15 protein-coding genes are annotated in these 24,669 nt (G+C 72.5%); 5 read left to right on the top strand and 10 right to left on the bottom strand.

What is annotated here, in order from left to right:
* Positions 1-7: 7 nt before the first annotated feature.
* The 3 genes from ACFYZZ_RS28380 to lon all read right to left on the bottom strand — a co-directional run bounded on the left by ACFYZZ_RS28380 (position 8) and on the right by lon (position 4,322).
* Positions 8-610 carry a hypothetical protein gene (locus tag ACFYZZ_RS28380; protein WP_389181556.1) on the bottom strand — a complete coding sequence of 201 codons (603 nt, stop codon included), beginning with the start codon at positions 608-610 and terminating at the stop codon, positions 8-10.
* 153 nt (positions 611-763) lie between these two features.
* A complete protein-coding gene (locus ACFYZZ_RS28375; RefSeq protein ID WP_389181553.1) occupies positions 764-1,771 on the bottom strand; it encodes a serine/threonine-protein kinase in 1,008 nt (335 codons plus the stop codon).
* Between the two features lie 121 nt (positions 1,772-1,892).
* On the bottom strand, positions 1,893-4,322 hold the full coding sequence (lon, locus tag ACFYZZ_RS28370) for an endopeptidase La (RefSeq protein ID WP_389181551.1): 2,430 nt from the start codon (positions 4,320-4,322) through the stop codon (positions 1,893-1,895).
* Positions 4,323-4,504: 182 nt separating this feature from the next.
* Between lon and ACFYZZ_RS28365 the strand changes: the two genes are divergently transcribed.
* Positions 4,505-4,930, top strand: a complete 426-nt coding sequence (locus ACFYZZ_RS28365; protein ID WP_389181548.1) for a DUF4259 domain-containing protein — start codon at positions 4,505-4,507, stop codon at positions 4,928-4,930.
* Here the strand turns inward: ACFYZZ_RS28365 and ACFYZZ_RS28360 are convergent.
* Positions 4,917-5,723: a rhomboid-like protein gene (locus tag ACFYZZ_RS28360; RefSeq protein ID WP_389181545.1), complete on the bottom strand. Its 807-nt coding sequence runs from the start codon at positions 5,721-5,723 to the stop codon at positions 4,917-4,919. The genes ACFYZZ_RS28365 and ACFYZZ_RS28360 overlap by 14 nt on opposite strands.
* A 262-nt stretch (positions 5,724-5,985) precedes the next feature.
* Here ACFYZZ_RS28360 and ACFYZZ_RS28355 point away from each other — a divergent pair, with 262 nt between their 5' ends.
* The 4 genes from ACFYZZ_RS28355 (at position 5,986) to ACFYZZ_RS28340 (ending at position 12,737) form a co-directional block, all read left to right on the top strand.
* Positions 5,986-6,669 (top strand): spermidine synthase, encoded by a 684-nt coding sequence (locus ACFYZZ_RS28355; protein WP_389181542.1) that lies wholly within the window; start codon positions 5,986-5,988, stop codon positions 6,667-6,669.
* A gap of 109 nt (positions 6,670-6,778) precedes the next feature.
* Positions 6,779-7,519, top strand: coding sequence for a response regulator transcription factor (locus ACFYZZ_RS28350; RefSeq protein ID WP_389181539.1), 741 nt, complete (start codon positions 6,779-6,781; stop codon positions 7,517-7,519).
* Positions 7,516-8,628 (top strand): ATP-binding protein, encoded by a 1,113-nt coding sequence (locus tag ACFYZZ_RS28345; protein ID WP_389181536.1) that lies wholly within the window; start codon positions 7,516-7,518, stop codon positions 8,626-8,628. Before ACFYZZ_RS28350 ends, ACFYZZ_RS28345 begins: the two co-directional genes overlap by 4 nt.
* A 302-nt stretch (positions 8,629-8,930) precedes the next feature.
* Positions 8,931-12,737, top strand: a complete 3,807-nt coding sequence (locus tag ACFYZZ_RS28340; RefSeq protein ID WP_389181533.1) for a multifunctional oxoglutarate decarboxylase/oxoglutarate dehydrogenase thiamine pyrophosphate-binding subunit/dihydrolipoyllysine-residue succinyltransferase subunit — start codon at positions 8,931-8,933, stop codon at positions 12,735-12,737.
* A gap of 352 nt (positions 12,738-13,089) precedes the next feature.
* Here the strand turns inward: ACFYZZ_RS28340 and fxsT are convergent, their stop codons facing one another.
* The 6 genes from fxsT to ACFYZZ_RS28310 all read right to left on the bottom strand — a co-directional run bounded on the left by fxsT (position 13,090) and on the right by ACFYZZ_RS28310 (position 24,660).
* On the bottom strand, positions 13,090-16,092 hold the full coding sequence (gene fxsT / locus ACFYZZ_RS28335) for an FxSxx-COOH system tetratricopeptide repeat protein (RefSeq protein WP_389181530.1): 3,003 nt from the start codon (positions 16,090-16,092) through the stop codon (positions 13,090-13,092).
* 80 nt (positions 16,093-16,172) lie between these two features.
* The gene (locus ACFYZZ_RS28330; RefSeq protein ID WP_389181527.1) at positions 16,173-17,459 is read right to left on the bottom strand and encodes an HEXXH motif domain-containing protein; all 1,287 of its coding nucleotides are present in this window, start codon (positions 17,457-17,459) and stop codon (positions 16,173-16,175) included.
* Complete coding sequence (locus tag ACFYZZ_RS28325) at positions 17,456-17,734, bottom strand: hypothetical protein (protein WP_389181524.1); 279 nt, start codon at positions 17,732-17,734, stop codon at positions 17,456-17,458. Before ACFYZZ_RS28325 ends, ACFYZZ_RS28330 begins: the two co-directional genes overlap by 4 nt.
* 91 nt (positions 17,735-17,825) lie before the next feature.
* The gene (locus ACFYZZ_RS28320; protein ID WP_389181522.1) at positions 17,826-21,314 is read right to left on the bottom strand and encodes an SAV_2336 N-terminal domain-related protein; all 3,489 of its coding nucleotides are present in this window, start codon (positions 21,312-21,314) and stop codon (positions 17,826-17,828) included.
* Between the two features lie 7 nt (positions 21,315-21,321).
* The gene (locus ACFYZZ_RS28315; RefSeq protein WP_386578290.1) at positions 21,322-22,335 is read right to left on the bottom strand and encodes an AAA family ATPase; all 1,014 of its coding nucleotides are present in this window, start codon (positions 22,333-22,335) and stop codon (positions 21,322-21,324) included.
* A gap of 177 nt (positions 22,336-22,512) precedes the next feature.
* Positions 22,513-24,660 carry a trypsin-like peptidase domain-containing protein gene (locus ACFYZZ_RS28310; protein WP_389181907.1) on the bottom strand — a complete coding sequence of 716 codons (2,148 nt, stop codon included), beginning with the start codon at positions 24,658-24,660 and terminating at the stop codon, positions 22,513-22,515.
* Positions 24,661-24,669 lie beyond the last annotated feature (9 nt).

Genomic DNA, 24,669 nt, shown 5'->3' with positions numbered 1-24,669 from the left:
GTGGGCTTCAGTTGGAAGTGGCGTTACCTCCGTTGCCTCCGGTCGCGTCCCCGCCACCGTTGCTCGTGGCGTTACCGCCATTACCGCCGGTCGCATCCCCGCCACCGTTGCTCGTGGCGTTACCACCGTTGCCACCGGTCGCATCCCCGGCACCATTACTCGTGGCGTTACCGCCATTACCGCCGGTCGCATCACCCTTGCCATTACTCGTGGCGTTACCGCCATTACCACCGGTCGCATCACCCTTGCCATTACTCGTGGCGTTACCACCGTTACCACCGGTCGCATCCCCGGCACCATTACTCGTGGCGTTACCGCCATTACCACCGGTCGCATCCCCGGCACCATTGCTCGTGGCATTACCGCCGTTGCCGCCGGTCGCGTTGCCCTTCTTGGCCTTCTTCAGCTTCTTGTGATGGTCACCGTCGTGCTTGTCGTGGTGCTTGGCCACCAGCGTGACGGTCGACGAGTCGGGCATCGGGGCGGCCGAGGCGGCGGCGGCCGGGAGGATGATTCCGCCGGCGACGACCACGGCCGAGGCGACGATCGTCGAGAGGCGGAAACCTCGCTTGGTACGGACGGCCTCGCGGTTCTCGTTGATGCGCTTCATGACTTTCTCCTACTTGATTCGGGGCCCTTTTTCGGTTTCCGGTTTCTCCGGTGGGGCCGTGCTTCAAGTAGGCCGGAATGCCAGAACGCGGTCACGTTCCGAGGACTCGGGACTTGACGAGGAGGGAAGCGCCCGGTATTTAGCGCGGCGCGCCTAGGACGCCGGTCCCCCGAGGACCGGGCCGGCCCAGTCGGGCGGTGCGGGCGGGGCCGGCGGGGCGGGCACCGGGTCGGCGGCAGGGAGAGCCTCGGCCGCACGGGCGTCCACCAGCGTGGGCGTACGGCGCCGCGGGCCGTAGTCGGCCAGGGCGGCGCGCAGGGCCGCGACGAACTCCAGGCAGGTGCCGTAGCGGTCGTCCGGGGCCTTGGCCAGCGCCCTGCACAGGACGTCGTCGGCGGCCGCCGGGACCCCGGCCCGCTCCTCGCTCAGCAGGGGCGGCGGGTCGTACTGGTGCGCCCACAGCAGCTCCAGGTCGTCGTCCCGGCGGAAGGGCGGTGCGCCCGCGAGGGTCTCGTAGACGACACAGGCCAGGCTGTAGAGATCGGATCTGCCGTCCACGGGGCGGCCCGCGACCCGCTCCGGCGCCACGTAGTCGAGGGTGCCGACGAACTCGCCCGCGGTGGTGAACCCGGTCAGCGACAGGGACTTCTTCGCCAGCCCGAAGTCGGTGAGGTAGACGTGCTCGGGGTGATCGCTGTCGACGCCCTTGGTGACCAGGACGTTGCCGGGCTTGACGTCCCGGTGCACCAGGTCGTGCTCGTGGGCCGCGTCGAGCGCGGACGCCAGCTGGGCGGCGATGCGCAGCGCGGCCGGCACGGGGAGCGGGCCGTCGCGGTCGAGCACGGCGCGCAGGTCCATGCCGTCCACGAAGCACATCGCGATGTACAGGATCCCGTCGGTCTCGCCGGCCTCGAAGACGGGCACAATGTGCGGGTGCTCGATGGCCGCGGCCACCCGTGACTCCTGGGTGAAACGGCGGCGGAAGGCGTCGTTGCGGGTGTACTCGGGGGCGAGGAGTTTGAGGGCGACGGTACGGCCGAGGCGCAGGTCCTGGGCGCAGTAGACGACGGCCATGCCACCGCGGCCCAGCTCGCGCTCCACGCGGTAGCCGGCGATCTCCGTCCCGATCGGGCCGGAGGGTTGCACCACCTGCCCACTCACGCCTGAATTCTACCCAGTTGATCCATATGAGCGCTCGTCCACGACCGCCCTCGTCCACGGCACGGCGAAGGCCCGGGCCTCCCTCACGGGACCCGGGCCTTCCCTCATCCCATGGCGTCCGTCACGCCGCCACGGGAACCTCCGGCTCCGCGCCGTTCACGGCGGGCGCGAGCGCCAGTTCCAGGACCTGGCGGACGTCGGTCACGGCGTGGACGTCGAGCTTGTCCAGCACCTCGGCCGGGACGTCGTCCAGGTCGGGTTCGTTGCGCTTGGGGATGATCACGGTGGTCACCCCGGCGCGGTGGGCGGCGAGCAGCTTCTGCTTCACACCGCCGATGGGCAGCACCCGGCCGGTCAGCGAGACCTCGCCGGTCATCGCCACGTCGGTGCGGACCAGCCGCCCGGAGAGCAGGGAGGCGAGGGCCGTGGTCATCGTGATGCCCGCGCTCGGTCCGTCCTTCGGGACCGCGCCCGCCGGGAAGTGGATGTGCACGCCCCGGTCCTTCAGGTCGGCCACCGGCAGCTCCAGTTCGGCGCCGTGGCTGCGCAGGAAGCTCAGCGCGATCTGCGCCGACTCCTTCATCACGTCGCCGAGCTGGCCGGTCAAGGTCAGCCCCGCCGCGCCCGTCTCCGGGTCGGCGAGGGACGCCTCGACGAAGAGGACGTCGCCACCGGCTCCGGTGACCGCGAGACCGGTCGCCACGCCCGGCACGGACGTACGGCGCTCGGCCGGGTCCTGGGCGGACTCGGGCACGTGGTGCGGACGCCCGATCAGCGCGCGGAGATCCTCGTCCCGGACGGTGAACGGCAGCTTCCGCTCGCCGAGTTCGTGCTGGGCCGCGATCTTGCGCAGCAGCCGCGCGATGGAGCGCTCCAGGGTGCGCACGCCCGCCTCGCGGGTGTACTCGCCGGCGAGCTTGCGCAGCGCGCCCTCGTCGATGGTGACCTCGTCCTTGGCCAGGCCGGCCCGCTCCAGCTGGCGCGGGAGCAGGTGGTCACGGGCGATGACGACCTTCTCGTCCTCGGTGTAGCCGTCCAGGCGGACGATCTCCATACGGTCGGCGAGCGCCTCCGGGATGGCCTCCAGAACGTTGGCGGTGGCGAGGAAGACCACGTCGGACAGGTCCAGTTCCACCTCCAGGTAGTGGTCCCGGAAGGTGTGGTTCTGCGCCGGGTCCAGCACCTCCAGCAGGGCCGCGGCCGGGTCGCCCCGGTAGTCCGACCCCACCTTGTCGATCTCGTCCAGCAGGACCACGGGGTTCATCGACCCCGCCTCCTTGATGGCACGCACGACACGGCCGGGCAGCGCGCCGACGTATGTGCGCCGGTGGCCGCGGATCTCCGCCTCGTCCCGGACGCCGCCGAGGGCGACGCGGACGAACTTGCGGCCCATGGCGTGCGCGACGGACTCGCCGAGGCTGGTCTTGCCGACGCCGGGAGGGCCGACGAGCGCGAGCACGGCCCCGCCGCGCCGCCCGCCGATCACACCGAGGCCGCGCTCACTGCGCCGCTTGCGGACGGCCAGGTACTCGGTGATGCGCTCCTTCACGTCCTCCAGACCCGCGTGCTCGGCGTCCAGGATCGCCCTGGCGCCCTGGATGTCGTACGCGGAAGCACTGTCATCGGTCCGCTCGTTCCACGGCATCTCCAGGACCGTGTCCAGCCAGGTGCGGATCCATGAGCCCTCGGGCGACTGGTCGGAGGACCGCTCCAGCTTGTCGACCTCCTTGAGGGCGGCCTCGCGGACCTTCTCCGGCAGGTCGGCGGCCTCCACGCGGGCGCGGTAGTCGTCGGACTCCTCGCCGTCCTGGTCGCCGTTCAGCTCGCGCAGCTCCTTGCGGACGGCCTCGAGCTGACGCCTCAGCAGGAACTCGCGCTGCTGCTTGTCGACGCCCTCCTGGACGTCCTTGGCGATGGTCTCGGCCACGTCCTGCTCGGCGAGGTGGTCGCGCAGCTGCTGGGCTGCGAGCCGGAGGCGGGCAACCGGGTCGGCGGTCTCCAGCAGCTCGACCTTCTGCTCGGTGGTGAGGAAGGGCGAGTACCCGGAGTTGTCGGCGAGCGCGGAGACGTCGTCGATGGCCTGGACGCGGTCCACGACCTGCCAGGCGCCACGCTTCTTCAGCCAGCTGGTGGCGAGGGCCTTGTATTCCTTGACGAGTTCGGCGGCATGCCCGGGCAGCGGGTCGGGGACGGTCTCGTCGACCCGCGCGCCCTCGACCCACAGCGCCGCGCCCGGACCCGTCGTACCGGCGCCGATCCGCACCCGGCCGCGGCCGCGGATCAGGGCCCCGGGGTCGCCGTCGGCCAGCCGGCCGACCTGCTCGACCGTGCCCAGCACACCGGTCTTGGCGTACGTGCCGTCGATGCGCGGAACCAGCAGAACCTTGGGCTTCCCGGGCTCCGACCGGGCGGCGGCCTGCGCGGCCTCCACCGCGGCCCGCACCTCGGCGTCGCTCAGGTCCAGCGGAACCACCATCCCGGGCAGCACGACCTCGTCGTCGAGCGGCAGCACGGGCAGCACGAGCGTGAACGCCGTGGACTCAGCAGCCATGATCTCCCCTTAGGCAGTCAACTTGAGCTATGCCGACTCAATGCACGGGGCTCCGCCAATGTTCCCGGGTTCGTGTTCGCTGTGAGCGATCGGCCGGTGACCGGGATGTTGTTGCAGACCAGAGGTGATGTCAGTGGGGCCTGCCAGCATGCCCGGACGTCAGCACGAACGGGGAGGACCCCATGGGCACCTGGGACACGGGACCCTTTGACAACGACACCGCCGCGGACTGGTGCAACGGTCTCGACGACGCGGCCTTGAACGAGCGCGTGGGAATGGTTCGCGACGCGCTGGTGCGAGCCGTCGACACCGACGACTACCTCGAAGCACCCGGGGCGGAGGAGGCCGTCGCGGCGGCCGCGCTGGTCGCCGCCCAGTGTCCGGGCGGCGACATCCCCTCGCCGCACTACGGGCCCGAGGAACCCCTCCCCGATCTCACGTCTCTGCGGCCACTCGCACTACAAGCCCTCGACCGGGTCGTGACCGAGCCGTCCGAGCTGCTGGCCCTGTGGGAGGAATCCGAGGGCTACCCGTGGCGGTCCGGTGTCGAGCGGATACGGCACATACTCCTGCCGCCCTCGGAGGGGGAACAGCTCAGCCTCTGCTGACCGGACCCGGGGATGTCGACGGGAAGCGCCAGCGTCGCACCAGTGGCCAGCCGGCGATGCCGATGCTCAGGGCGATCAGGTGGCCCCAGTTGGTCATCGGGTCCTGGAAGGCGATCAGGTCGTCGAGGAGCGTGCTCGCGACCAGGGTGAGAAGGGGCCAGCGGACCCAGGGGGTGAGCAGGCCGGACAGGGCACCGATGCTGCCGGCCACGCCGAAGCTGATGCCGTAGTCGAGGCGGTGCAGGGAGGTGTCCGGAAGGTGGCCGAACAGGACCGCGAGGCCCACCGGGACCTCGGTCGCGAGGGTGGCCAGGACGTGGCCCGCCAGGAACACACAGGCCGCCCGGGCGCCGCCTATCCGCCGCTCCAGCGCGGTGAGCACCAGCACGAACGCGCCCGCGTACGGCGACACGATGCCGCCCGCGATCCACAGCGCGCTCGCCAGCAGCACCAGCACCGGCGTGCGCACCAGGTGGGCCACGTCGGTGCTGGAGGCCTGGTACAGCGTGTGCATCAGGGCGGGGTCGGCCCAGTCCGCCACGAGCGAGGTGAGGGCGAGGAGGGACGCGTAGGCGAAGGTGAACGGGGTGCCGGTGGGGGTCGGCAGGAGGTACCAGGGCCGGAAGGAGGAACGAGTCGCGGCCGGGGCCTGCGTCGTGGCCGGGGCGGGCAGCTCGCGTTGGCGTGGGACTCCGTCGAGCAGGCCGGCGACATCCGGCAGGGAGTTGGCGGGAAGGGGCGTGCCCAGGGGCGGGGACGCGGCCGTCGCAGGCCCAGTCACGATCCGTTCCACGGTGAGGCGCTCCTTCCGTTGCGCCCCACCCTTTGTGTTCCCGCGGCCGCTGTCTATGACCGACGCCACGCGAGAGCGGATTCACAGCAACCTCAGAAGCTTCAAACGCGTCCGCCCCCTGCCGGCGGCGCGCACGAGGCGCGCGGTGGCGGCGTGCGGCGGCAGTCGCGCCGCGCTGCCCCGCACCGCCCCGCAACCTGTTACCCGTGGGTTCGTGGTCAATTCCTGTGAACGCAAGGCCTCGTTCGAGGAGGATGGGCGTATGACTGCCGTCTACGACACTCCTGAGGTCCTCGACCGACGCGAAGGCCCGTACGGGGAGGTGGTGCTGCGCAGGCACGGCGAGTTGCTGCAGATCATCGCCAACGGGTGCTTCCTCATGGACACCTCCGACGGCCGCTCGGAGCGGCTGCTGGTCGACGCCGCGTACGACGCCCTGGACGGGCGCCCGGCACCGGACGTGCTGATCGGCGGACTGGGGGTGGGATTCTCGCTCGCACACGCCGCGGCGGATCCCGGCAGATGGGGCCGGATCACGGTCGTGGAGCGGGAGCCGGCCGTCATCGACTGGCACCGGAGCGACGGACCGCTGTCGGTTGTCTCCGCGCAGGCGCTCGCCGATCCCCGCACCGAGATCGTCGAGGCGGATCTCGTCACTTACGTCAATGAGACATCGGACACTTTCGACGCCCTGTGTCTCGACATCGACAACGGCCCGGGCTGGACCGTCACCGAGGACAACGACGGCCTCTACTCGCCGTCCGGACTCGCTGCGTGTGCAAGGGTGTTGAGGCCGGGCGGGGTGTTGGCGGTATGGTCTGCCGAGCCCTCTCCGGAATTTGAAGGAACCATGTGGAATGCCGGGTTCCGTCAGGTGCGTACCGAAGAGGTCCCCGTTGCCCGGGGCGTTCCGGACGCCGTACACCTCGCCGTCCGACCTGGATAGCGACGGCGCGGTGAGTCCCCGTAATGTGCTGCCCTGACGCCGATCATTCAAGCGTCAATCGCAGTCATGGGATCACCCCACGGATTCCGGAAAGCAACAGGGGCGGGCGATGGAGCAGACACACACCTCCCAGACCGGCGCGGCCACGACGACCCAGGGCGCGCAGCGCCGCGTGCTGGTCGTCGAGGACGATCCGACGATCGTCGACGCCATCGCGGCCCGGCTCCGCGCCGAGGGATTCCTCGTGCAGACCGCGTCCGATGGCCCCGCGGCGGTCGACACGGCCGAGGCCTGGCAGCCCGACCTGCTGATCCTCGACATCATGCTGCCCGGCTTCGACGGCCTGGAGGTCTGCCGGCGCGTGCAGGCCCAGCGCCCGGTGCCGGTGCTGATGCTCACCGCACGGGACGACGAGACGGACATGCTGGTCGGGCTCGGCGTCGGCGCCGACGACTACATGACCAAGCCGTTCTCCATGCGGGAGCTGGCCGCGCGGGTGCACGTCCTGCTGCGACGCGTGGAGCGGGCGGTCGTCGCCGCGTCCACGCCCCGCTCGGGCATCCTGCGCCTCGGCGAGCTGGAGATCGACCACGCGCAGCGCCGGGTGCGGGTGAAGTCCGAGGACGTCCACCTCACGCCCACCGAGTTCGACCTGCTGGTGTGCCTGGCGAACACCCCGCGCGCGGTGCTCTCCCGGGAGCAGCTGCTGGCCGAGGTGTGGGACTGGGCGGACGCGTCGGGCACGCGGACGGTGGACAGCCACATCAAGGCGCTGCGCCGGAAGATCGGCGCCGAGCGGATCCGTACCGTGCACGGCGTGGGCTACGCGCTGGAGACACCGACGCCATGAGCGAACGGCGGGAGGCCGCACGGAGGAGCCCCGGGGAGGATCCCTGGGGCGGCGTACGCCCGTTCTCGATCAAGACCAAGCTGGGCGCACTCGTCGTCATCTCGGTGCTGATCACCACCGGTCTCTCGATCGTCGCGGTGCACACCAAGACGGAACTCCGCTTCATCACGGTCTTCTCGATGATCGCCACACTGCTGATAACGCAGTTCGTGGCCCATTCACTCACCGCGCCGCTGGACGAGATGAACCTGGTGGCCCGCTCGATCTCGCAGGGCGACTACACCCGACGAGTCCGCGAGAACCGCCGTGACGAGCTGGGCGACCTGGCCCAGACAATCAACGTCATGGCCGACGAGCTGGAGGCGCAGGACCGCCAGCGCAAGGAGCTGGTGGCGAACGTCTCGCACGAGCTGCGCACCCCGATCGCGGGCCTGCGCGCGGTGCTGGAGAACATCGTCGACGGGGTCACCGAGGCCGACCCGGAGACCATGCGGACGGCCCTGAAACAGACCGAGCGGCTCGGCCGGCTCGTCGAGACCCTGCTGGACCTCTCCCGGCTCGACAACGGCGTCGTACCGCTGAAGCTGCGCCGCTTCGAGGTGTGGCCGTACCTGTCGGGCGTGCTGAAGGAGGCCAACATGGTCGCCTCCGCGCGCGCGGGCATGGCCTCCGGCTCCGGCAGCCACACGCGTACCGACGTACATCTGCACCTGGACGTCTCCCCGCCGGAGCTGACCGCGCACGCGGACCCCGAGCGCATCCACCAGGTCGTCGCCAACCTGATCGACAACGCGGTCAAGCACAGCCCGCCGTACGGGCGCGTCACCGTGAGGGCGCGGCGCGGGCCGCAGCCGGAGTCGCTGGAGCTGGAGGTGCTGGACGAGGGGCCCGGAATCCCCAGGTCCGAGTGGCACCGCGTGTTCGAGCGGTTCAACCGCGGCTCGGTGACCCGGCCGCACGGTCCGGGCAGCGACGGCGGCACCGGGCTCGGCCTCGCGATCGCCCGGTGGGCGGTGGATCTGCACAGCGGCCGAATCGGTGTGGCCGAATCCGAGCGGGGCTGCAGGATCATCGTCACCCTTCCGGGACTGACTTCCATCCCGGGTTGACGTAAAGTCCGAACCGGAGCCACAAGATCCACGAGCGTCCCCGCAGTCGGACACGTGTGATCAGGGACGGCCCCGCGACGCACGCCCGAGCGAGTCGCGCCGGGCCCCGCTCGGCGATCCCGCACACCTCGGCTCACATCCGGAACCACGCTTGTTTCCCGCCATATCAAGCCCTGAAACAAGATTTCTGATGTGACTTACGCGACGATGAACCTGCCCGACCTGACCTTCCCGGTCTCGGAGGCGTAGCCTTTATTCCCGCTGTCCATAACCTTGTGAAGCGGAAGAGGGCGGTTGCCGCCGTGTCGCCACAGTCCCCCAGTAACTCGAGCATCTCGACCGACGACCCAGCCGGGAAGAACCCCGCTGCTGCGTTCGGTCCCAACGAGTGGCTCGTCGACGAGATCTATCAGCAGTACCTCCAGGACCCGAACTCGGTAGACCGTGCCTGGTGGGACTTCTTCGCCGACTACAAGCCGGGCGCGCCTGCCGCCGCGGCCCCGGCGGGTACTGCGGCCGCGGGGGCCGCAGGAACCACCACCACGGCTGCCCCGGCCCCGAGCGCGCCCGCGGCCCCGGCCGCCCCCGCGCCCGCCCCTGCGGCCCCGAAGCCCGCCGCCGCGGCTGCGGCCCCCACTCCCGCGGCACCGGCCGCTGCCCCCGCCCCGGCCAAGCCGGCGACGCCCGCACAGGCGCCCGCTCAGCCGACGGCCAAGGCCGCGCCCGCCACGGCGGCCCCGGAGGGCCCCGAGCTGATCACGCTGCGCGGCCCGGCCGCCGCGGTCGCGAAGAACATGAACGCCTCGCTGGAGCTGCCGACGGCCACCTCGGTCCGCGCGGTCCCGGTGAAGCTGCTGTTCGACAACCGGATCGTCATCAACAACCACCTGAAGCGCGCCCGGGGCGGGAAGATCTCCTTCACGCACCTGATCGGCTTCGCGATGGTCCAGGCCATCAAGGCCATGCCGTCGATGAACTGGCACTTCGCGGAGAAGGACGGGAAGCCCACCCTCGTCAAGCCGCCGCACGTCAACTTCGGCCTGGCCATCGACCTGGTGAAGCCCAACGGCGACCGCCAGCTCGTCGTCGCCGGCATCAAGAAGGCCGAGACGCTGAACTTCTTCGAGTTCTGGCAGGCCTACGAGGACATCGTCCGCCGCGCCCGTGACGGCAAGCTGACGATGGACGACTTCACCGGTGTCACGGTCTCCCTGACCAACCCCGGCGGCCTCGGCACCGTCCACTCCGTGCCGCGTCTGATGCCCGGCCAGTCGGTGATCATGGGCGTCGGCTCCATGGACTACCCGGCGGAGTTCCAGGGCACCTCCCAGGACACCCTGAACAAGCTCGGCATCTCGAAGGTCATGACGCTCACGTCGACCTACGACCACCGGGTCATCCAGGGCGCCGCCTCCGGCGAGTTCCTGCGGATCGTCGCGAACTTCCTCCTCGGCGAGCAGGGCTTCTACGACGACGTCTTCGAGTCGCTGCGCATCCCCTACGAGCCGGTCCGCTGGCTCAAGGACATCGACGCCTCGCACGACGACGACGTCACCAAGGCCGCCCGCGTCTTCGAGCTGATCCACTCCTACCGGGTCCGCGGCCACGTCATGGCCGACACCGACCCGCTGGAGTACCGCCAGCGCAAGCACCCCGACCTGGACATCGTCGAGCACGGCCTCACCCTGTGGGACCTGGAGCGCGAGTTCGCGGTCGGCGGCTTCGCCGGCAAGTCGATGATGCGGCTGCGCGACATCCTCGGCGTGCTGCGCGACTCGTACTGCCGCACCACCGGCATCGAGTTCATGCACATCCAGGACCCCAAGCAGCGCAAGTGGATCCAGGACCGCGTCGAGCGCCCGCACTCCAAGCCGGAGCGCGAGGAGCAGCTGCGCATCCTGCGCCGCCTGAACGCGGCTGAGGCCTTCGAGACCTTCCTGCAGACGAAGTACGTCGGCCAGAAGCGCTTCTCCCTGGAGGGCGGCGAGTCCGTCATCCCGCTGCTGGACGCGGTCATCGACTCCGCGGCCGAGTCCCGCCTGGACGAGGTCGTCATCGGCATGGCCCACCGCGGCCGCCTGAACGTTCTGGCGAACATCGTCGGCAAGTCGTACGCGCAGATCTTCCGCGAGTTCGAGGGCAACCTCGACCCGAAGTCGATGCACGGCTCCGGCGACGTGAAGTACCACCTGGGCGCCGAGGGCACCTTCACGGGCCTGGACGGCGAGCAGATCACGGTCTCGCTGGCCGCGAACCCGTCCCACCTGGAGACGGTCGACCCGGTCATCGAGGGCATCACCCGCGCCAAGCAGGACATCATCAACAAGGGCGGCACGGACTTCACCGTCCTGCCGGTGGCGATCCACGGCGACGCGGCCTTCGCGGGCCAGGGCGTGGTGGCCGAGACCCTGAACATGTCGCAGCTGCGCGGCTACCGCACCGGCGGCACGGTCCACATCGTCATCAACAACCAGGTCGGCTTCACCGCGGCCCCCGAGTCCTCGCGTTCCTCCATGTACGCGACGGACGTGGCCCGCATGATCGAGGCCCCGATCTTCCACGTGAACGGCGACGACCCCGAGGCCGTCGTACGCGTCGCGCGGCTCGCCTTCGAGTTCCGCCAGGCGTTCAACAAGGACGTGGTGATCGACCTCATCTGCTACCGCCGCCGCGGTCACAACGAGTCGGACAACCCGGCCTTCACCCAGCCGCTGATGTACGACCTGATCGACAAGAAGCGCTCGGTGCGCAAGCTCTACACCGAGTCCCTCATCGGTCGCGGCGACATCACCCTGGAAGAGGCCGAGCAGGCGCTGCAGGACTACCAGGGCCAGCTGGAGAAGGTCTTCACGGAGGTCCGCGAGGCTACGTCCCAGCCGGCCGCCGGAGTCGTCCAGGAGCCGCAGGACGGCTTCCCGGTCGCGGTGCCGACCGCGATCTCCTCGGAGGTCGTCAAGCGGATCGCCGAGTCCCAGGTCAACATCCCCGACTCCTTCCACGTGCACCCGCGTCTGCTGCCGCAGCTGCAGCGCCGGGCGACGATGGTCGAGGAAGGCACGATCGACTGGGGCATGGGCGAGACCCTCGCGGTCGGCTCCCTCCTGCTGGAGGGCACCCCGGTCCGCCTGTCCGGGCAGGACTCCCAGCGAGGCACCTTCGGCCAGCGCCACGCGGTGCTCATCGACCGTGAGACGGGCGAGGAGCGCACCCCGCTCCAGTACCTCTCCGAGGACCAGGCGCGCTACAACGTCTACAACTCCCTGCTGTCCGAGTACGCGGTCATGGGCTTCGAGTACGGCTACTCGCTGGCCCGCCCCGACGCGCTCGTGATGTGGGAGGCGCAGTTCGGCGACTTCGTCAACGGCGCGCAGACGGTGGTCGACGAGTACATCTCGGCGGCCGAGCAGAAGTGGGGCCAGATGAGCGGCGTCACGCTGCTGCTCCCCCACGGCTACGAGGGCCAGGGCCCGGACCACTCCTCGGCCCGCGTCGAGCGCTTCCTCCAGCTCTGCGCCCAGAACAACATGACGGTCGCCATGCCGACCCTCCCGTCGAACTACTTCCACCTCCTGCGGTGGCAGGTGCACAACCCGCACCACAAGCCGCTGGTGGTGTTCACCCCGAAGTCGATGCTGCGTCTCAAGGCCGCCTCGTCGAAGACGGAGGAGTTCACGTCGGGTCAGTTCCGCCCCGTCATCGGCGACGCGACGGTGGACCCGGCCGCGGTCCGCAAGGTCGTCTTCGTGGCCGGCAAGCTGTACTACGACCTGGAGGCCGAGCGGGTCAAGCGCGGTGTCACGGACACGGCGATCATCCGCATCGAGCGGCTGTACCCGCTGCCGGGTGACGAGCTGCAGGCGGAGGTCAACAAGTACCCGAACGCCGAGAAGTACCTGTGGGCCCAGGAGGAGCCGGCGAACCAGGGTGCCTGGCCGTTCATCGCGCTCAACCTGATCGACCACCTCGACCTGGCGGTCGGCGCGGACATCCCGGCCGGCGAGCGACTGCGGCGCATCTCGCGCCCGCACGGCTCGTCCCCGGCGGTGGGCTCCGCCAAGCGCCACCAGGCCGAGCAGGAGCAGCTGGTGCGTGAGGTCTTCGAGGCGTAAGCCTCCGGCGGTTCAGCCGAAAAATGGGCCCGGCCCCGAGTTCACAGTGACTCGGGGCCGGGCCCTTCGCCTACCCGTCGGGGCGGTTGAGAGCGTATGCGCCTGCGGGTGCGTGGGGGCTGGTCGCGCCCACGCGGCGGAGCCGCATATCGATACAGCCCCGCGCCCCTGGGGAGCTGCAGTGCCGTCGGCTGCATAGTGCCGCCGCCGCTGCGGGCAGTCGTGCCGCTGGGGCGATGGGGGTCCCCCCTGCTCGAGCGAAGCCGAGAGCTTGGGGGAGGGTGGGCGCAGCGGCACCCCGCAAGCGCGGGCAAGTGACCCCACCCCCGGCCGGCCACAAAGGCCGCCGGCGTCAGCCCAGATACGGCTCGAAGTCCCAGTACGGCCTCGTGCGCTGGCGGGCCGAGATGGTGTGGGGGTGTTGGGCGCCCAGGGTGCGGGTGAGGCCGAGGAGGCCGTCGTCCTCCAGTTTTCCGGCCTCCTCGTGTTCACGGGCGGCGCGCAGGTCGGCGGCGAGTGCCACCTGGCCGGAGAGGGTGAGCGGGTGCTCGTGCCCCAGGGTGTGCCGGGCCCGGCGCAGGGTGTCCCGGCTCAGCTCGACGGCGTCGGCGATCCGGCCGTTCAGGTTGCGGGCGCTGGCCGCGTTGAGGGCGCAGCCGAGCACCCACGGGTGGTCGGCGCCGAGGGTGGCGGTGAGACCGGCGAGGGCGGACTCGAACATCGACAGGGCCTCTCCCCGCTCGCCCGCGGCCTGCATGACCAGGCCGGTGTTGGAGAGCATGCCGGTGGCGACCGGGTGGGCCGGGCCGAGCAGGGCCCGGTAGCCGGCCTCGGCCTCGTCGATCAGCTCGCGGGACTGGGAGAGGTCGCCGTGCTCCCGCAGGTAGTTGCCGTAGTTGGTGAGGAAGGCCAGGGTCCGGTAGTGCTCGCGGCCGTGCAGCTGGATCAGCTGCTCCAGCAGGCTGGCCATGGTCGGGCCGACCTCCGGGGCGTGACCGCCCTCGCGGCGTCTGCACATGGCCAGCTGGGCCCGGGCTTCGAGGGTCTGCGGATGCTGCGGGCCGAGCACCGTCACATGGAGGCGTACGACCGGTTCCTGGCGGGCGAGCGCGTCACGGTAGCGGCCGAGCAGCCGCAGGCTGTGGGTGACCGCGTTGCCCGAGCTGAGGGTGTTGATGTGCCGCGCCCGCAGCACGCTCTCGCGCCTGCCGAGCGTGTCCAGGTCGAGCTCCAGCGCCTCGGCGTACCGGCCCAGCGCCCGCAGGCACACACCGAGGTTGTGCCGGGCGACCAGAGTGGGGGGCTCGTCCGGGCCCAGGAGCCGCTCGTTGCCGTCGAGCACCTCGCGCTGCAGGTCGTACGCCTCCACGTACCGGCCGAGGTTGCGCAGGCCGGACGCCATGGCGCTCTTGGTGACCAGCTCGCCGATCTCGTTGCGCACGGGCGCGGCCTGCAGCCGGTCCAGGACGCCGCGGTGCAGCTCGTAGGCGTCGCGGAACCGGCCGCTGTTACGGAGCATGTTGCTCTCCTGGGTGGCCAGGTCGAGCATGGGCTGGTCGAGCGGATCCATGAACCGGGACCAGTGGGGGCGCACCCGCTGGGCCAGTTCGAGGCCGCCGCTGTACTCCCCGCTGCGCGAGCAGTAGCGCAGACAGTTCAGCACCAGTTCCTGGACGCGTGGCTGGCGGCTCTCCAGGGCGCCGGAGGGCTCCAGGTGGGGCAGCAGTTCGGCGTAGCGCGGCCAGTTCCTGCTGTCGGCGGGGTTGCCGGGGTCGGCCTCGGCGAGCAGGGTGCGCACCGCCCGTTGGTGCAGGTCCCGGCTGTCTTCGCTGGTCAGCTTGGAGACGATGTCGTGGACGAGACGGTGCATGTGCACGGACTCCTGGTGCGGGCCCATCTCGGCGGCCAGCGGTCCACGGGTCTCCCGGGTGAGCACGGAGTAGTTGACGAGTGCGTCCAGGGCCCTGGTCCAGGCCGGCAGGTCGGTGGACATCCAGCGCAGTTCCTCGGGCAGTTCGGCCCGCGGGTAGGCGCGGATCAGGCCGAGCGGGATACGGCCGGGTGCGAACGAGGTGCACAGGCTCAGCACGTCGATGGCCTGCGGCTGGGAGCGGCGCAGGCGGTTGAGCAGTATGGCCCAGGAGGTCAGGGAGGAGCGCGGGAAGCCCTCGCCGGTGACGGGCTCGTCGACGGTGGACAGCCGCCGTTCCCGCACCATCCGCAGGTACTCGGCCACCTCCATGCCGGACTCGCCGAGCCAGGAGGCGGCCTGCACGAGCGGCAGCGGGACGTCGCCGAACTCGGCGGCCACCTCGTCGGCCTCCGCGGCGCTGATGTGCGGGGCACGGCGCATCAGGTACGCGGTGGACTCGGCCCGCAGGAAGGAGGGGATGGAAAGGACGTCGGTGTGCTCGCTCCAGCCCCGGTTGCGTGAGGTGATCAGGACGTGGCCGGTGCCCTGCGGGAGCAGTGCCGACACGCCTTCGGTGTCGTCCCAGCCGTCGAAGACCACCAGCCAGTTGGCGTACGGCTCCCCGCGCCGCAGCGCGTTGCGCACCGCGCGGATGCGCTCGCCGGGCTCGCCGCCGATCCGCAGGCCGAGTTCCACGGCGAGTTCGCCGAGCCGGTCGCGCTGGATGTTGCGGTCGTCGGAGTTGACCCACCACACCAGGTCGTAGTCGGTGCTGAAGCGGTGTGCGTACTCGGCGGCGAGCTGGGTCTTGCCGATGCCCGACATGCCGACGAGCGTGCAGGCGGAGGCCCCGCGCTCGGCGTCCGCGAGCCGCTGGTGCAGCTCGTTGAGCAGGTCGTCGCGGCCGGTGAAGCGCGGGTTGCGGCGCGGCACCTCGCCCCAGATCTCGCAGCGCTCGTCGGGGTAGCGGATCTGATCCGGCAGGGATCGCGGGCGCGGGCGGCGCTCAAGGCCGAGCCGGCTCAGCAGGCGCTCCTCGGCGGCCTCCTCGCTCAGCGCCCACAGGCTGGCCGGTTCCAGGACCGCGGTGGCCGGGAGCAGCGGCCGGTTGGTGAGGTTGACCGCGGCGAAGCGGTCGGCCTGCGCGGCCACGAAACCGCGCAGGGCGTCGTTCCACTCGCCGGGCGGGCGCGGGCCGAGCTCGAAGAACCAGTCGTTGAGGACGAGGAGGACCTTGCCGCTGGACAGCAGCAGGTCGCCGAGCGAGTCCTCCAGGGGCACCTCGCGCGGCGGGTCCCAGCGCTGCAGGGTGGCCCGGTGCCCGTGGCGCTCCAGGCACTGCGCGATCCATGCCGCCCATGAGCGGTGGTATCCCGGGAAGACCACGAGAACGTGCTCATGTGCCGCCGCACCGGTCTCGCCCGACCGCCGCTGTTCCGCCATCGTCGCTCCCTGTTCCCGCGGCTGCCGCCCTCTCGGGCAGCCGCACACATAACGTAACGCAAAGGCGTCTCTACGGAGCGTTATCCGAACTGCCGGGCGGTCACCCCGAGACTCCCGTGGTGTGCACCCATGGTCCGGACGAACTCCCTTCCCTCTGGGGTCAGTTCATCGGAATCGCTCAGCACGGACAAGGCCTGGCCGACCTGACCCCTGTGTACCTCGAACCGCTCCGCCGCGCGTCGGCCCCAGGTCCGGTCGCCCCCCGGCCCGGTCCGGGCCCGCCACCACAGGTCCATCAGCGCCAGATGCGCGTACGCCCCCTGCAGCACTCCCGAGACGGGCCGCGGATCCCGCCGCCACCCGACCCGGTGCAGGGTGCCGCCACCGCCGGGCCGCCGCAGGGGGACGAGTTCGTCGAGCACGGCCAGCTTGGTGTGGTGCGTCTCGTGCACCAGCAGTTCTGCCAGGTCCCGCCGGTCGGCCGGCAGCTGGGTGAGGACGGCGCCGGGAGCGGTGCGCAGCGTCGCGCTCATCGGCGTACCCGCGCCCGCCGGGGGCGTGAGCGGGACGACGGAACGGACCAGCGCCGTCGTCTCGGCGGCCCGGCCGGGCTGCGTCGTGACCAGCAGGGCCAGCGCGTCGCGCCAGCGGGTGGCCCAGGCGAGGTGGTCGGAGTACGGGTGCTCGGCCCCGGGCAGGGCCGCCGGGCCGATGCCGCCAGGAGGCACCCGGTAGGGGTCGACGTCGTCGAGGACGGCTGCGCTGCCGGGCAGCCGGTGCAGCGCGGACCAGACGGGCGGGCCGTGGGGCGCCCGGCGCGGCCCCAGGACGTCGGGTGCCGCCCCGGACAGCAGGACCGTGCCGCCCGCGCTGTCGGTGAGCCGTACGACGCCGGCGCGGCCGCTCAGCCGGGCCGGTCCGGGGGCGCAGCGCAGCAGGCCGATGCCGGGCAGGGACAGGGTGCCCGTCGGCAGTGGGCGCGTGAGGGTGAAACGGCACCCCGCCCGGAGCGCGGCGGCGACCGCCACACCGCCCAGCCGGTCCAGCCGTTCCTCGAAGGCCGGACCGTCGGGTGCGGCGAGCAGCTCGGCGAGCCAGGAGCCGGTCGTCGGATAGTCGAGCACCTCACGGACCGCCGCGGGGTCGGCCCGCTCCGCCCGCTCCAGCAGCGCCCAGTCCTCCTCGAAACCCCGTCGTACCGCGGGCGGCAGCGCATCGTGCCGGCGTTCGACGCGGACGAGGAGGGATTTGAGCAGCAGCATCCGGCGGGCATGCAGCGCGGCACGCAGCGCGACGGTGACCACGGGCAGCGGCCGGGTCCGCGCCAGCTCGGCGAAGATCTCCGGCGTGACCGGCCCGGAGGTCATGCCACGGTGTCCTCACTCCGTAAAGGGCGCCGCGCACGACCGGCTGAAAACGCACGCCCCTCGGGCCCTTCCGGTACGGCGTCGTCGTCCGGGCTGGTGTACCAGACCCGGCGCAGCTCGCCGGGGTCCGCCAGCACCCCCTCCACCGCCGCGATCAGCTCCGGGTCGTCAAGGGCCCGCAAAGTCCGCAGGTCGACGTCAGTGAGGTCGGGCGGAACCAGGCCCTCGCCTGTCGTCCGGCCGAGGCCGACCGCCCGTATCCTGTGCTCCCCCACCTCGGCTCCTCCCTGCCCCACGCCCGCCCCGCACGGCCATGACAGCTGCCCAGTTCTTCCCGACTGGCGGGGAGCAGAAACCCGACCGGGATCAACTCCGGTCAAGCTCACTCGAGTTGTTCCACTCCAGGTTCCAAGGCCACCACGGTGGGGCAGTGTGGCGCCACTGTTCCTCCGGCATCCGCCCGAGCCCGCCGGCGGCCGGCTCCTCCGCGGCGCTACGGGTCAGCTCCACGTCCGCCCAGTCGACCTCCCGCAGCGCCGCGACCAGCCGCTGCCACTGGTCTCGGGCCGCCCGGTAGGCGTTGCCGGCCGCGCCGGGCCGCCCCATCAGCGCGAGCACCGCCCCGCTGCCGTGCCGCGCCCGTGCGGCCGTCACCGAGCCCGGGTCGGCGCCGTGGGCGGCCTGCGCCTCCCGCTCGGCGTTCTCGTACGCCTGCAACGCGTCCATCAGCAGCGGCGCACCGGCGTGATGCCAGCCCTCCAGCCGAACCCGCCCCAACTGCAGCCACGCCTCGGCCCGTACGGCCGCGTCGGCCGCCGCGCGCACGGCCTGGCCGAGCAGGTGGCGGCTCTCGAACAGGTCGGGCAGGAAGCCGAGATGGCGGAACCGCTGGGCCAGTGCGCTGCCGACCAGGCCCTGCAGCCGCCCGCGCTGGGCGGACCGGGCGGGCAGTGACTTCAGCGCCTCGCGCAGCACGTACTCGGCCCGGTCCACGATGCCCGAGCCGTCCGCCGCCGAGGCCCGTCGCAGCAGCGACTCGCCCCAGGCGGTGAGGAGTTGGCAGCGCAGGGCGCCGTCGGCGGGTGCGAGCAGCGCGGCCCGTTCGTACGTCTCGTCGGCCTCGCGGACCTCCCCCGCCGCGTCATGGAAGGCGGCGAGCGCGGCCAGGCAGGGCAGGAGCAGCTCGGGGTCGTCCCCGGCGGCCCGCCGGGCCCGCAGCAGCGCCCGCCGCGTCTGCCCGTCCTCGGCCCCCGACTCCCGCAGCGCCCGCGCCAGGTCCAGCAACGCGGGCCCGCGTACGGCAGCGGCGGCTCCCTCACCGTCCAGGATCGCGCAGGCTTCCCGCAGCTCCCCGACGGCCGCACCGGGATGCCGAAGGTCGAGCAGAATCCGGCCACGCAGCAACAGCCGGGCCCGGTGTGCGGCGACGGGCCAGGGCACGGAGCCCCCTCCGGCGGCCTGCTGCACGCCGGTCGCCTCCTGCGCCGGGCTGTGGCCAGGACGGTCCTCGGAGTGCGCCGGGGTGGGTCCGGACGCCGCGGGATCGCCGGGGCCGGCTCCGGAGCCGTCCAGCCCGGATCCCGGCACAGCACCCTCACCGAAGCCCTCAAGCCCGGATCCGCCGGCGCCACCCCCCGAACCCTCCAGCCCGGACCCCGACACCGTCGGGTCGGCAGAGCCGCCGCCGGGCCTCCTGCGAGCCTCCGGTGAGGCGGCGCTGCCCCCCGGCTCCCGGTCCCCCGCGTCGCCGAGCCCTGCCAGGGTGTCCCCGTCGTCCCGTTGCCGCGCCCGGAACCAGGACCGCGCCTGCTCCGTCAGCCCGCGCCAGGGAGCCGGCTCGGGGTCGAGGACGTCCAGAGCGGCCGTGAGGTGGTCGGTCTCGGCCGTCAGCTGCCACAACTCGCGTCGGCAGGAGGCGAGTTCCAGGGCCGCCTCGGCCCGTTCGCGGCTGTCGGCGGGGGCCGCCGCGTGGGCCGCGGCGAGTTCGGTCGCGGCCTCGCGCAGCAGCTCGGCACGTCTGCCCGCCGTACGCGCGGCCGCCGTGCCCGCCTCGGCGCGCAGGATGCGGCCGAGGACGAGGTGGGACCGCAGCCCGGTGCCGGGGACGGTGCCGGGGACGGCGGCCGCGAGGGCCTGTTCGCGGGCGCGGTGCAGCACCTCCGGGTCGGCCAGGTGGTGCCACTGGTCGAGCAGGCGCTCGGCCTCGGTCAGCGGGTCGGGCGTGACCAGGTCCGGCAGGTAGAAGCGCAGGACCCGGGCCGGGATGCGGGCGAACAGCTCGGCCTCGACGCTGCCGCCGCCCTCCGCCGAGCCGGTGTCCTCGGGCGGGGGCGCGGCCCCGGCGGCCGGGCCGTGGTCGGCGAGCCGGGCCGCGGCGAGGGCGGCGAAGTTGCGGGTGCCCCGGCCGAAGTGCCGTTCCACATAGGCCGAGCAGTGCTTGAGCACGAGGCCGGCCGTGTCCTGGTCCAGGGAGGACAGGAGCAGGTCCTGCACCCGGCCCGAGTAGGCGAAGCAGGGCTGGTCCTCGGTGCCGGGGAGCTGTCGGAGCAGCCCGCCGAGCAGGACCTCGGCCAGTTCCATGGGGCCCGTGTCGGGCAGCATCGCCCGCTGGACCAGTTGCATCACGGGCAGCGTGAGCGGGGCCGCGGCGAGGTAGACGGCCAGGCGCAGGGCGCCGGGTGAGGCTCCGGCGCGGAAGGCGCGCAGCAGGTCGTCGTCGCTGCGCGGTGCCGCCGTGGCGGGGGCGGCCGCCGGGGTCGTACCCGGGTCGGTGAGGGCCGCCCAGGCACGCTCGCTGGTGGGGCCGGCGCCGCCGAGCAGCCGGGCGAAGGCCTCGAAGGCCTCCGGGGTGGGCTGCAGCACCGGTACCGGCCGGGCGCCCGGCGCCGGTTCCTCCCAGGGCTCGTCGTCGGGCAGGAAGCCGAGGCGGCCACCGACTTCGGCGGGGCGCAGCAGCAGGCCGGGCTCGGCGGGCAGCGCGGTACGGCCCCACAGGCGGGGCGGCAGCGGCTGGACGACGGCCAGTGGGGCGGTGCGCGGCCACTGGTGCAGCAGGCGCTGTGCGCTGCCGTTCTGCCACAGCGGGCCCACGCAGTCGCTGATGACGAAGGTGAGCCGGCGGCCGGTCGGGTCGTGCAGTTCGTCGGCGGGGCGCAGCCGGGTGTGCCGGCCGGGCCCCGCGGTCGTACCGACGAGGGGCGCGCCAAAGGCGTCGGCGTACAGGTGATGGACGCGGACGGAGGAGAACGCGCCGGACTGCTGGCAGGCCTGGCGCAGTTCCTCGACCAGCTGCCCCCAGACGGCCATGGCCGGCCCGGTGTCCATGAGCAGCTGGACGTCGCAGCGCCGGCGGCGGCCGGGCCGGGTGACCGGGAGCAGGATGCCGCTCGCGGCGGCGCGGTCGGCGGTGGCGTCCTCGTCGATCGGCTCGTTCTCGGAGCGTACGGAGGCGACCCGGTAGCGGCCGAGCGCGCGCAGCGCCTTCTCCAGGCCGAGCAGTCCGGGCAGGGCACCGGCTGCCGGCGCACGGACGGGGAACGCGGCGGGCGCGCCGGAGTCGGACAGCGGGCGCGGCGTGAGACCGGGTGTGAGCAGCGGGACCGGGGCGGCGGGGGCGTCCGTCCGGGCCTGGGGCGGGTCGGTGACCGGCGTCGCTGCGTTGTCGGGCGGCAACGGCTCCGAGTCGCCGTCGGCCTGGCGGGCCGGGGCGGTGCCGGGCGGTTCCGGGGCGTCGCGGGGCGGGGCCGCGCCGAGCCGCCGGGCCAGCCAGACCGCGTCCGCCACGTCCTCAGCGGTGGGGTCGAGCCCGCCCTGGCGCAGCTTGCCGATCAGCTCGTCCAGGCGCATCCCGGGCATCGGGCCATCACCTCGTACGGTCGAGCGGCTGCATGAGCATCTCGGCGATCCGCTCCCGGGTGAGGCTCTGCGCGCGCGGGTCGTGCCGGGTGAGGAAGAGGGCGTTGAGGAGCTGGTCGGCGGCGAGCACCTCGCCGGGTTCGCGCTCCAGGAACCTGCGGATGAGATCCGGGCCGGCCTCGACGCCGTCCGCGCCGAGATGCGCCTCGACCATGGCGGTGAGCTGCTCCTCGCCGGGCGGGTCCAGCTCCAGCTGGACGCAGCGCCGCAGGAGGGGGGCGGGGAAGTCGCGTTCGCCGTTGGAGGTCAGGACGATCACCGGGAAGGCGGTGCAGGCGATCCGTCCGCCGTGCACGGCGACCCGGTCGCCGTCGTGGTCAATCACCTCGACGACGGGTTCGCGGTCGGCGAGCCGCTCCAGCTCGGGGATCGAGAACTCGCCCTCCTCCAAGGTGTTGAGCAGGTCGTTGGGCAGGTCGAGGTCGCTCTTGTCGAGTTCGTCGATGAGGAGCACGCGGGGCTGCTCGGCGGGCAGCAGCGCGGTGCCGAGCGGGCCGAGCCGGATGTACGAGCCGATGCCGGGGGCGGCCGTCGCGCCCTCGGCGCCGCGGGCGCGCTCCAGCTGGACGTCCTGGAGGCGGCCGATCGCGTCGTACCGGTACAGGCCGTCCTGGAGGGTGGTGCGGCTGACGATGGGCCAGCGCAGCACCTTGCCGAGGCCGAGTTCATGGGCGATCGCGTACGCCAGGGTGGACTTGCCCGTGCCCGGGTTGCCGGTCACCAGCAGGGGCCGGCGCAGATAGAGGGCCGCGTTGACCGCGTCCACCTCGGCCGGCCGGGGCGCGTAGCTCTCGACCAGTCGGCGGCGGACGCCGAGCCTGCGGGCACTGCTGGGGTCCTCCGGGCCGGTCTCCGTGCTCTCCCGGGAGGCCGCGAAGTCGCGCCAGGGCGGCGGTGCCGGCAACCGCAGCATGCCGTCGTGCGGCTGACCCACTCCGCGGTAGATCCGCCAGTCGTTCACCTTGGGCTCCTCCCGGCTCTGGTGATCATGCAGCGGGCCCGGCCGTTCGACGACGAGGCTACCGTCAGGCGGCCGTGTCCGCTTGGGTTCGGGGGGTCCGGCGTTCACTTCCGGCCCGCCGAACAACCTTGCGAATCAGGGGGGTTGACGTGGTGTCCGGTGCGGACGCGGGGCGGGTCAGCCGCCGGGGGCGGCCAGTGGCGGCGGTCGCATCGTCTCGGTGCCGTACGGCGGCCGGTCCGGCGGGTCGAACAGCACGGCCAGCTTCCCGCGCAGGCCTTGAGCCCGGGCCGACTCGGGGTCGTACAGCCGGATGCGCAGGTCACGCACCGGGCCGTGCAGGCCTTCGGCGTTCCGGGCCATCCCCAGCACATGGGCGGCCTGCCGGTGGAAGTCCTTGCACTCGTCGTGGTCGTGCCGGTCCCGGCGCCACAGCACCACCGAGTGGCCGGCCATCAGCGCATCCCTCATCGCCGCCTGCCCCTCCCCGCTGCCGACCGGACCGCAGTAGACCGGAACGCACGCGTCGTCCATCGCCGACAGGGCGCCGTAGTACGGGTACTTGCCCGCCGAGCGGACCGCGGCGGGGTGGCCGTCGGCCGGGTCCCGGCCGTGCAGCGGCTCGTGCGCGAGCGGCCCGCCGACCACGCCGCGCCGGCGCCTGCGCCACTCCGGCGCGGGCGGACGGTCGTTGCGCAGCACGTCCCGGATGACGACGGTCCGGCGCATCCCGAGCGGCATGGACCGCTCGTCGACGACGTCACCGTCCTCGTCCTCGTCTTCGTTCCCGTTCTCGTCCGCCTCCACGGCCGCCATGGCCTCGGTGTCGGGCAGCAACTGCCACTCGTCCACCGGCAGATCGAACAGCTTGCGGGGCAGGAACACCTCGACCGCGGCCAGATGCTCCCCGTGGTCGCCCTGGCTGAGCGCCTGGGCCAGCGGTTCGCGCAGTGCCGCGGCCAGCTCCTCGACGCGGACGCCCCGGTCGTCGGCGTCGACCGGGGTGACGTCCAGGCCGTCGTAGATCAGCTGCACGCTCCACGGGTAGCGCCCGTCGTACATGGGCCGGCCCACCTTGACGAGGACGTCGGTCCGGGTGGCGGCCGGCCGTGCGACGGGCGGGGCCGCGGGCCCGGCGGGGCGGCCGCCGTCACCGCCTGGGCCGTCGATGCCCTCCAGCAGCCCCCGGACGGCCTCGCCCACCGCCCAGTTCCGGTGGCCGTCCGCCTGCCCGCCGAGCCAGTCGGTGAACGCGCCGAGCCGCGCGCGATCCACCTCGCCGGGACGCTCCTTCACGACCCTGCGGACCACCTTGGCCGCGTACAGGAGGACGGCGTCGAGGTCGACCAGCGTGCCGCCGCCGCCCGGTTCCAGCGTGCGCAGCCCGTACAGCAGCCCGGCGCCCTCACGCCACGTCCGCACGTTCTGCAGCACCAGCGAGAGCAGCCGCTCGCCGCGCACCTGCTCCTTGACCTCCTCCACGAGGTGGACGATCTCGCCCGCTCCGGCGGGCGGCGGCAGCTCGGCGAGATGGCCGTAGAGCCGGGTGCGGAGGTCGGCGGTGATCCCGGAGGCGGGGGGCGCGAGGGCGGGCAGGGCGGCCTGGAGCGTGGTCCAGTTCGGGTACGGCGACGGGTCGTCGAGGAGACGGCGGTGGTGCAGGTCGTGTGCGCGCAGGACCTCGTGCAGGACGGCGGGGCCCTCGCGCGGGTCCGGCAGCTCGTGCAGCGCGCCGACCGGGACGGCGACCCCCTCCTCCCGGCGGCGCCCCTTGATCACGCCGATGACCGACCCGTGCCGCAGATCCAGCACGGGCCCGCCGGACAGCCCGCCGATCGGCAGACTGCCACCGAGCAGCAGCGCCCGTGCGTCGGAGCCCGCCAGCTCGCCGGTGCCGTGCCGGATGCCCAGCTCGCCGGTCTGCACGGACCAGCCGTACAGCCCGATCGGGGCGCGGGCGACGGGCTCGCGGTCGCTCAGCCAGAGGCAGCGCACGTCGTCCGCGCCGCTGACGCGGACGAGCGCGAGGTCGGGGAACGGCCAGGGATCACGGAACGACTCGGGGGTCTCGGGCCGTGGCGCGAGGAGTTCGGCCGTCCCGGCGCCGGTGCGCTCCTGCCAGGTGCCGGCAGCGGTGCGCTCCTGCCAGCTCACGCGTATGGCGCTCTCCCCTCGGCACACCGCGGCTCCCCCCTTCCCCACGACGTGGGCGCAGGTCAACAGCCAGCCCGGGGCTATGAAGAACCCCGACCCCCAGTACAGGTCACGGTCCGTTGCATACCCGTCACCTGGTGCGCCGATGCGCGCGAGGGAGGGGCGCACCATCTCGTCGAA

Source organism: Streptomyces sp. NPDC001816, assembly GCF_042892235.1.
GTDB lineage: Bacteria > Actinomycetota > Actinomycetes > Streptomycetales > Streptomycetaceae > Streptomyces.
This window is presented reverse-complemented; position numbering and strand designations above follow the sequence as displayed.